Origin of the sequence: Dietzia sp. CW19 (genome assembly GCF_014145265.1) — a bacterium.
Taxonomy (GTDB): domain Bacteria; phylum Actinomycetota; class Actinomycetes; order Mycobacteriales; family Mycobacteriaceae; genus Dietzia; species Dietzia natronolimnaea.
In genome coordinates this window covers 1-7,770 of sequence record NZ_JAALEE010000435.1, presented here as the reverse complement: position 1 = coordinate 7,770, position 7,770 = coordinate 1, and the positions used below count along the sequence as shown (strand labels likewise).

Sequence of the window (7,770 nt, the reverse complement as noted above, 5' to 3'; positions counted from 1 at the left end):
GCACGCGGGAGCTGGCCCCAGTCGACCCGCGGCGGCCGGGCAGATAGTGCTCTTAGGTGGTGACGGGCAGTGCTTCGGATCGGATGCTGATGCCGATGTTGCGGGCTTTGGCGCCGCTGAGTTGGGGGTGGTTCCGGCCGTGGCTGTCGGTGTAGATGGTGGCGGCCAGGTCGTGTTCGTCGGCGTCGATGATGACGTCGTCGCCGATGGTGAGGCTGGTGTGGGCGTTCTCGGCGAGTTGTTTGCGTAGCTCGACGTCGTAGACGACCTCGCCGGTGAAGGTGCGGGCGGTGGGGTTGTAGGCGCGGTGTCGCACTTTGATGGTGAGCACGCTGCTGCCGGATTTGAGCTGGTTGAGGGTGCCGATTTCGATGACGTTGCCGTCGATGACCATGGCTGGTCCTTTCGAGTGTGGGGTGACTGTTCGTCTGCGACTCAGCTTAGCTGGGCCCGTACCTGGTGGTGATTGTCCTGATGTGTTCAGGCCGGTAGCCGCACCACTGGAGTTCTGGGGTGATGATGACTGGCAGGGCGGTCACCCAGTCCTGCTCGGTGAGTCCCTCGAGTGCGTCCGGGTCTTCGTCGATGTCCACGTACAAGAACGCAACACCGGCTTGATCCAGGAGCTTTTTGGTCCTTATGCACGGCGGACAGGACTCGCGTCCGTAGAGCGTGACGAGCAAGCCGGTCATGGCTGGGACAGCACCCCCGACGTAGTCGTAGTGCGGCACTCGGACAGTTCAGGAGAGGCCGTGTGCATGGGGCAAGAGTACGACCGCTCGGAGTCAGTGGACGCTGGTGACATCACAGTGGGGGAGCAGACCGAGGGGCGTGGCTAGGCCGGCGCTCTCGCGCTGGCGTCGCGGCGGTCGGGCCCACCGGAGGGGAGTGGCGACCGCGGGGGGCTGCTCGACGAGGAGGACGAGGATGGGTGCGGTGCCGCGGAGCAGGGTGTGGGCGAGGGCGCTGCCCGCGAGCCTCAGCGTGAGTGAGACGTGCGCGAAGAACGTGGAGCCCGCGGAGAGTCCGCGCTGTCTCTGCGTGGCTCTCGGCGTGCCAGCAGGCGCGCTCACCGCAGATGCGGGCGGCCAGCTCCTGGGCCCTCGTCAGCGCACCTGTACGACGGGACGCGGCGTCCAGGTCCAGAGTGGAGGCGGCGGACCAGAGCGTTCCGCGGCCGGTGCCCGCCCGGGTAGCGAGCCCGGCGTCCTCGAGCTGCCGGAGGAGGTGGAGGACCCCGTGGGTGGCGTCCCCGGGAGGGAGGCCCAGGAGAGCAGCGAGTTGGCGGGTGGGGGAGGCGGGGTGGCGTAGCAGGGTGAGGAGGGTTCGCCGGCTGGTGTGGCGGAGGAGTCCCCAGAGGGGGTGCTGCAAGGGCACCGCAGGGCTTGTGACGTCATGGTCGGTTTCCCCCCGGTAAGTGGTCGCGGGGACCGCGAGGTCATACCGGGTGGCTTCCCGCGGGGTGGTGGAGCTCCACGGGTGGCTCACGACAAGCAGCCCTCGCTTAACCAGGGCCGCGAGCCTGTCGGACGCTGCGCCGTCGGACAGGTGGAGTGCGAGCTGCAGATCTCGGCGAGCGATCGGCCGGCTCGCCAGTCCGTACCCGTCGCTGAACCGGTCGATGACCACGGCGGCAGCTGCCTGGAGGTCGGCATCACCCCACCAGCGGATCTCCTCGCGTGCTGCGTCGAGGGTGCGGCGGTCTGACTCGGGGATCTCAGGGCGGAATGCTCGCGCACGCCGAGCGATCGAAGCCCAGTGCTGCCGACAGGCGGACCAGTCAGAAGTCCGGTCGTCCCGGCGGGACACCTCGTCACGTTGACGAAACTTCCCGAAAGCAGCAGTGCGCTGGTACCACCACAGCGCGGCGGTCGCCGAGCGGATGCCGTGACGCCAAAGAACCCACGCGGCGTCCGTGGCGGCCGCTGACCGGTCGCGGCGGGTGTCGTCGTTGAGGATCGCCCAATCCTCGGGCGTGAACTGTGCGCGCCGGCGCCACGCTCGAGGTGCTTCGGTCACCAGGCGCGTGCCGTCGTCAACCGGCAACGGCAGGGGAATGGCTGAGGGAGCCGGCTGTCGACGACGCAGCCGCTGTGGCGCGGATCCCCGCGCGTCGCGAGGAAGCGATGCCTGGACAGCTCGGATTACCGTGCGAACGTCAGTCGCTTTCCCGGTCTCGAGGTCGACGAGCTGCGCGGGACGCCCCTCGGGTTTGAGGCTTACGCTGCCCGGCAGTCGAATGGCCTTGCCCTCACGGTGGTCGATCGCCGCGGCCGGCAGCCGATGGTGCTCACGGATGAGAGCGACACGTCGCAGGAGCTCGTCGCGGCCGTGCCTGGTCGCCGGAATACACCAGAGGTGGAGACAGTCGTCGCGCCCGGAGGCGACCGCGGCGACGACCACGGTCGCAGTATCCGCAGCCGCCTGACGAATCTCGGGGACTACTAGTTCGGCGCACTCGTCGATGTCGAGGGCGACCAGCTCTGGACGTGGCTGGGCGACGATGGCCCATGTTGCGGCTTCAGTGCCGAGGCGAGCGCGGCGCACGAGCTGGTCGGCGTTGCCGCTACCGACCTGGATCGCTTGGTTGTCGCCCTGGGTCGGAGCGAGAGCCCATGCGCGGACGGTTGAGTCCGCCAGGAGAGCTGCGAGCTCCGCGAGGGCCGCAGTATCGACGACGGTAATGGTGGTTGGAGGGTCTGGCTCAGTCGAGACGAGTTCCGGCGCGGCGGTGCTGGACACGTCCACAGGGTGTGAGCTACCCTCAGAACAGCTTCGCACGCAGTTCTGCCTTTCAGGTGGGGCACCAAAAACCGGTTCGAGCTGGTAACTCTTTCCGGTCACACTCTCAAGATCGCCCTTCGGTTGCCTCCGGGGGGCGATCGCTTTTGTGTGGGTGCGCTATGCAGTTGATCGTGTGCGCGTGTTCTGTGCGCTAAGCGATGTCTGCGAGCGGCGGCTCCTCTAATTGGTGGCGTGGGAACAGGGCATCAGCGGGGGTCTCTCGGATCTCGTCAGTCCGGCCGACGTGCGCGGCCAGGACATCTGCGACGTACTGGGATACCGATGTGCCAGCGTCGGCAGCCCGACGCTGAACCTCATCGTGGACGTCGCGCGCGAGACGCGTACCGACGAGTCGTCGATCACCCTTGTGTGGCTGTGCCATGACCGCATTCCTACCGGTATCTGTAACTGTTATGGCGGACGACACGCCGCTGATGGCCATGGCGACACTATAAACCGGTGTCGGCGTTTCTCGCATACCCTGCTTGGGTGCGAATCTTCATTGACACTGACTGCGGCGTTGACGACGCCCTGGCCCTGGCCGTGCTGGTGAGCCGTCCCGAGGTCGAGATCATCGGCGTGACCACGACTTCGGGGAACACCTCAGCCGTGCAAGCGGCGAGGAATGTTGCCGACGTGCTCGCGGTGATGCGACACCATATACCGGTGATTGCCGGTCCTGTGCCGGGTCCCACCTTCACGCCCCGCCTGGTGCACGGCCCTGATGGGCTGGGCGGCCACGGTTCGAGGCCGGATCGACCGGGCGATCCGCACGCCGCGTCCAAGGCGATCCTCGAGTTCTGCGAATCGGCGGGGTCGGAGGATGTCCTGCTCTGTCTAGGTCCGATGACCAATCTAGCTGCGGCAAAGCCGCAGTCGAGCCCGCGCATTGTTGCTGTCGGTGGCGCCGGCATCGTCGGAGAGTCGGACCCGGGACGAGATCCCAACTCGGAGGTAGACATTGCCGCGAGTACATGGGTCGTCGAGAATCTCGGCGTGGATTGGGTGACGATCAACGCTGGGGAGCACATATGGCTCAGAGAGTCGGAGTTCGGTTCGACCACGGCCAGCGGGCGCTTTCAGCGGTCGATTCACGAGGCCTACGGGTGGCATTGTGCGCAGAGGGCAGGGCGGCAAGTGTGGTCTCCGTCGGCTTACGACACGATTGCCGCTCTTGCTGCGGTGGGATCTGAGTTGGGGAAATGGGAGTGGGTGACCCCCACCTTCGTCGGCTCCTCAATGTGGGGAACGCCAGGGGGCGATCACCGGATGCTGACGGTTCCAGCCGATGAGTCCTGTGCTGGGGTCGTTCGGTCCGCCGTATCGAAAGCGCTGGCATGAACAGACGTGAGCTGTTCATGGCTCGTCGTCGAGCGCGGCGGGCACTGCGCGGCATTCGCTGCGCGCGGCCGTGGACTCGAGAGTCCTTGCTGGGGGAGATCTCTCGACAGCGGGGGAGACCCGTGACAGTCGAGCAGATGGAGGGAGCGCTGAGTACGGAGGCGTGCGGCCTGCTGGTCCAGTTCGACTCTGCGGACCACATCATTCTGGGTGCCGGCACACCGCAGTGGCACCAAGATGCCGTGACGGCCCACGAGATCGCCCACCTGCTCCTGGGACATCGGGGAGACCTCGCCACGCCGGACGCGGCCCACGGAATGGACGCGTACTTTCCGGATCTGGACTTGAGCGAGGTTCACCGCCTGCTTAAACGCGAGAACCACTCTTCGCTAGAGGAGTACGAAGCGGAGTTCCTCGGCACACTCATCCTTGCGCGTATGACCACCGGGATCGAGGTCGAGAGGCAGTTGCGCCAAGCCCAGGAAACGTCTGGTGGGCGGGAGCTATGGCGCGCCTTTGGGGTGGATAACCATGCGTAATTTGCTGCCAGCCTGGCTCGATTTCACGCTACTTGCGATCACCTGGGCGGCGATCTTGTGGCGGGTGTACGCGGCACGCAGCGGTGGAGCTCCCCGGCGGCTAACCGAATCACTGGCCGCGGGGGCTGTGGCCCTGACATTGAAGGTGGGCCCGATCTACGACGTCGTTGAGCCGCTCCTTGGGGCAGCGATCCTGCGCGCACTAATTCATGGAGCGTGCCTCGTGGCGGTGGCTGGCGTGATCTTGCTCTGGTTTGCCACGCAGGGCGACGTCAAACACCCACGGCTGGTGCCTGTCCTCTACGCCATTAGCGGCGGGCTGACGGTGCTACTGGTCATCACTGCCGCTGTAGCCCCACGCGCCGGTGACCAAATGGAGTCTGCTCCAAGCGGCTGGGCGTTGTGGTACTTCGCCATCTTCTGTCTTCCCACGTTGGTCGGATTGGTTCTGCTGGTCAAACAGCTCATCGGCTCCTGGGGACTAAGCCGGTCGCGGCTAGTCGGCGCGGTGGTGACGCTGGTCTACGCCTTCCTGGTCATCGACAACTTCACCGTGTTTGTGGCCGTGGGGTTCAGCGCTCTTCGAGATGATCACAGTCTCCTAGACGGCCGCGGTGTACCAAACGGGGTCGTCTTCGCAGTTCTTCTGACAATTGGTGCCGTCATTTCGGCACTGGTGGCCAACCGTGGAGCGGAAGATAGCTGGGCCGATCCGATGACGGCTATGTGGCTGGACCTGAGAACGGCGTGCCCTGAGGTGGCTCTCAGTGATCCGTGGAGTCTGCGCGGCAAGGAGCAGCGCCTCCGAGCCATCGTGGAGAGCGTCGACGCTCTTGCTCATCTGGCGCCCCTGGTGAACGACCGTCATATGCGCGCAGCTCGCAAAGTAAGCGCCGAACCTCCGGCACTGATCCTCGCACTCGCAATTCAGGACGCGGCGATGCAGCGCGACAGGCGAACAGACCACCTCGGTGACGAGGGTCTGCTTGCCGTCGACGCCGTCGGCCAGGCGGGGGAGCTGTCGGTGCAGTGGCAGCGAGCCAAGCAACTACGACACACGGCGGGACACGGCAGCGAGAAGGGCTTTTCGCGTGGTGTCGACCGGTTTGCCCCGCAGTCGGACTGACCTTGCACCTGCATTCACCAGGTGCCTGAGCAGCTCCAGCTGCTCATGAATTTTCTCGTCCCCATCGCTGAGGTAGCGACCGGGGACCTTGAAGAACGCAGCGACAGCCTCGCATTGGGCTTCGGTGAGCACTGACTTCCCCGCGAGCACGTCTCCCAACAGCTCGGGAGTAACGCCAACCGTCGGTGGCGTGTGCGCAGCAATTTCCTCGACGGTGCGCATCCCACCAGAGGGATCACGCCATACACACATGAGTTGCTGAAGTCGGTCCGCTTGCGTCATGCGTCCTCCCCGCGATCACGTTTGGCGTCCGGCATCGCCAGCCATCTACGCAGCGCAGCGCCTTCGTCGAGTTCGGAGTCCGCACGCTCGGCCAGCAGCGGAGCTACTGCGTCAACGACAATATCGCTACCAAGTCCGTGGGTATTCGCGGCCAGTAACTCCGTGATGAACTGACCATACAGCGGGGCCACTGCCTGGGCGAGGTCCTCGATAGCCTCGACCAGGTCGGAATCCTGGGCGCGGTCACTGGAAAGCTGCTGTAACCGGAATGTGGCGGCGGTGAGAGCAGCGACCTCGCCGTGGGAGATCGTGACCCCCGACGGTGCAAACTGCACTTCCGCCGTCTCTCGGGGAGTGGGAGTGCCTCCTTCAAGAGTGCTCGCTGCGCTACCGATCGTCCACTCCAGCGACCGGTCAAGAGCGTCGAGGATCTCGGGGGTTATCACCTCGGTGTCTCCGCGTTCGATTCTCACCATGATGGGCGCCCGCGGGCCGCCCCGGTCCCGGACTTGAATCAGGTTGAGCGAGAGCTCGGCGCGCCTCCTCCGTACCGCGTCGGCAAGTCGAGCTGTCATGTCCACAAGCCTAGGCCGGACACCTGTCAAGTTCTTTGTGGACAGGCCCAAAAGCAGTTAACCGCCCTGCCCGCCCTCACCTGCGGCAGCGATGACCTCGTCCGGGGTGATTCCCAGAGCATCAGCGAGATGGGGAACACTATGCGCCGCCAAGGGGCTGTCTCCACGCTCAATCGCCCCATAATGCGAGGTGGAAAGGCCAGCGCGTCGCGCGGCTTCACCTTGAGTCAAGGCTCGGAGCACACGCCAGTCAGCGAGAGTTCTGCCGGTATCGGGAATGTCGACCAGGTCGGCAACGGTAACGGTGCTCGAGAGCGCCGCACTCAACAGTTCTGCCAACCGACCCAACATATCCGCCTGAGGGATCTTCCGACCCCGCTCCCAAGCACGGACTGAGCCCGAACTCACCCCCAGTGCATCACCCAGCGCAGCCTGCGAAAGGCCCGCGCTGCGACGCAAATCGACAAGAACCTCGGGGGAGAAGGCATGGGCTGAGGCCCTTCCCATGTGCACTCCTCCGTCGCCGTCCTGATGTTTCCCCACGACTTTACGGTTGCGTCCTATAGTGACGTTGACATGCGCCCCGGAGGGGTTAGGGTGTCACTATAAAACGGCGACAGGGGTAGACCATGCACCAATCTCGGACCGCGCTCAGGGGAGCGCTCGTCGGAACCACCGCAGCGATTGTCGCGTTCGGAGGCGCCACTCTCGCCCTGGCCGGCACGCAGGCAGGTATCACCGAGGCCCAGAAGCCAGCGAAGGCGACGACGGCTCAGGCCGCGGTCGTGGAGGGTCAGGCGTCGACCACTCGGGCCACGACTCGTGCGACGCCTGCTCCCGCAGCAGCGCGGGCGAAGCCAGTGGCGCAGCAAGCCGGCATCTCCGCGGCCGTCGAGGTCAAGAAGGCGAAGAAGGAAGATAAGCCCGACCCTCGTCGAGAGCAAGCATCGGAGGCTGCCGCTCCGGAGGCTCCCGCGGTCCAGCAGGCGGTCGCGCCCGTGCAGCAGGCCCCAGCTCCGGTGCGTCAGGCACCCCTGCAGCAGGCCCCGGCTCCCGTGCAGCAAGCCCCGGCTCCGGTGCGTCAGGCACCCGCTCCAGCTCCGGCGCCTGCTCCGGCGCCGGT

At 65.7% G+C, this 7,770-nt stretch carries 7 protein-coding genes; 4 read left to right on the top strand and 3 right to left on the bottom strand.

The annotated features are described in order from the left end of the window. Positions 1–52: 52 nt before the first annotated feature. Positions 53–394 carry a hypothetical protein gene (locus G6021_RS12850; RefSeq protein ID WP_017838631.1) on the bottom strand — a complete coding sequence of 114 codons (342 nt, stop codon included), beginning with the start codon at positions 392–394 and terminating at the stop codon, positions 53–55. Positions 395–440: 46 nt separating this feature from the next. Then, positions 441–731, bottom strand: a complete 291-nt coding sequence (locus G6021_RS12845; protein ID WP_156776068.1) for a glutaredoxin family protein — start codon at positions 729–731, stop codon at positions 441–443. A 310-nt stretch (positions 732–1,041) separates the two neighbouring features. On the opposite strand from G6021_RS12845, the gene G6021_RS17785 reads away from it, so the two are divergent. The 4 genes from G6021_RS17785 to G6021_RS12825 all read left to right on the top strand — a co-directional run bounded on the left by G6021_RS17785 (position 1,042) and on the right by G6021_RS12825 (position 5,790). After that, positions 1,042–1,311, top strand: coding sequence for a hypothetical protein (locus tag G6021_RS17785; protein ID WP_206682665.1), 270 nt, complete (start codon positions 1,042–1,044; stop codon positions 1,309–1,311). Between the two features lie 1,962 nt (positions 1,312–3,273). Then, positions 3,274–4,125 (top strand): nucleoside hydrolase, encoded by an 852-nt coding sequence (locus G6021_RS12835; protein WP_172815703.1) that lies wholly within the window; start codon positions 3,274–3,276, stop codon positions 4,123–4,125. 122 nt (positions 4,126–4,247) lie between these two features. After that, positions 4,248–4,664 carry a hypothetical protein gene (locus G6021_RS12830; protein WP_067715278.1) on the top strand — a complete coding sequence of 139 codons (417 nt, stop codon included), beginning with the start codon at positions 4,248–4,250 and terminating at the stop codon, positions 4,662–4,664. Beyond that, a complete protein-coding gene (locus tag G6021_RS12825; protein WP_156776070.1) occupies positions 4,657–5,790 on the top strand; it encodes a hypothetical protein in 1,134 nt (377 codons plus the stop codon). Before G6021_RS12830 ends, G6021_RS12825 begins: the two co-directional genes overlap by 8 nt. A 278-nt stretch (positions 5,791–6,068) precedes the next feature. Here the strand turns inward: G6021_RS12825 and G6021_RS12820 are convergent, their stop codons facing one another. Beyond that, positions 6,069–6,647, bottom strand: coding sequence for a hypothetical protein (locus tag G6021_RS12820; protein WP_146193813.1), 579 nt, complete (start codon positions 6,645–6,647; stop codon positions 6,069–6,071). Positions 6,648–7,770: the final 1,123 nt, after the last annotated feature.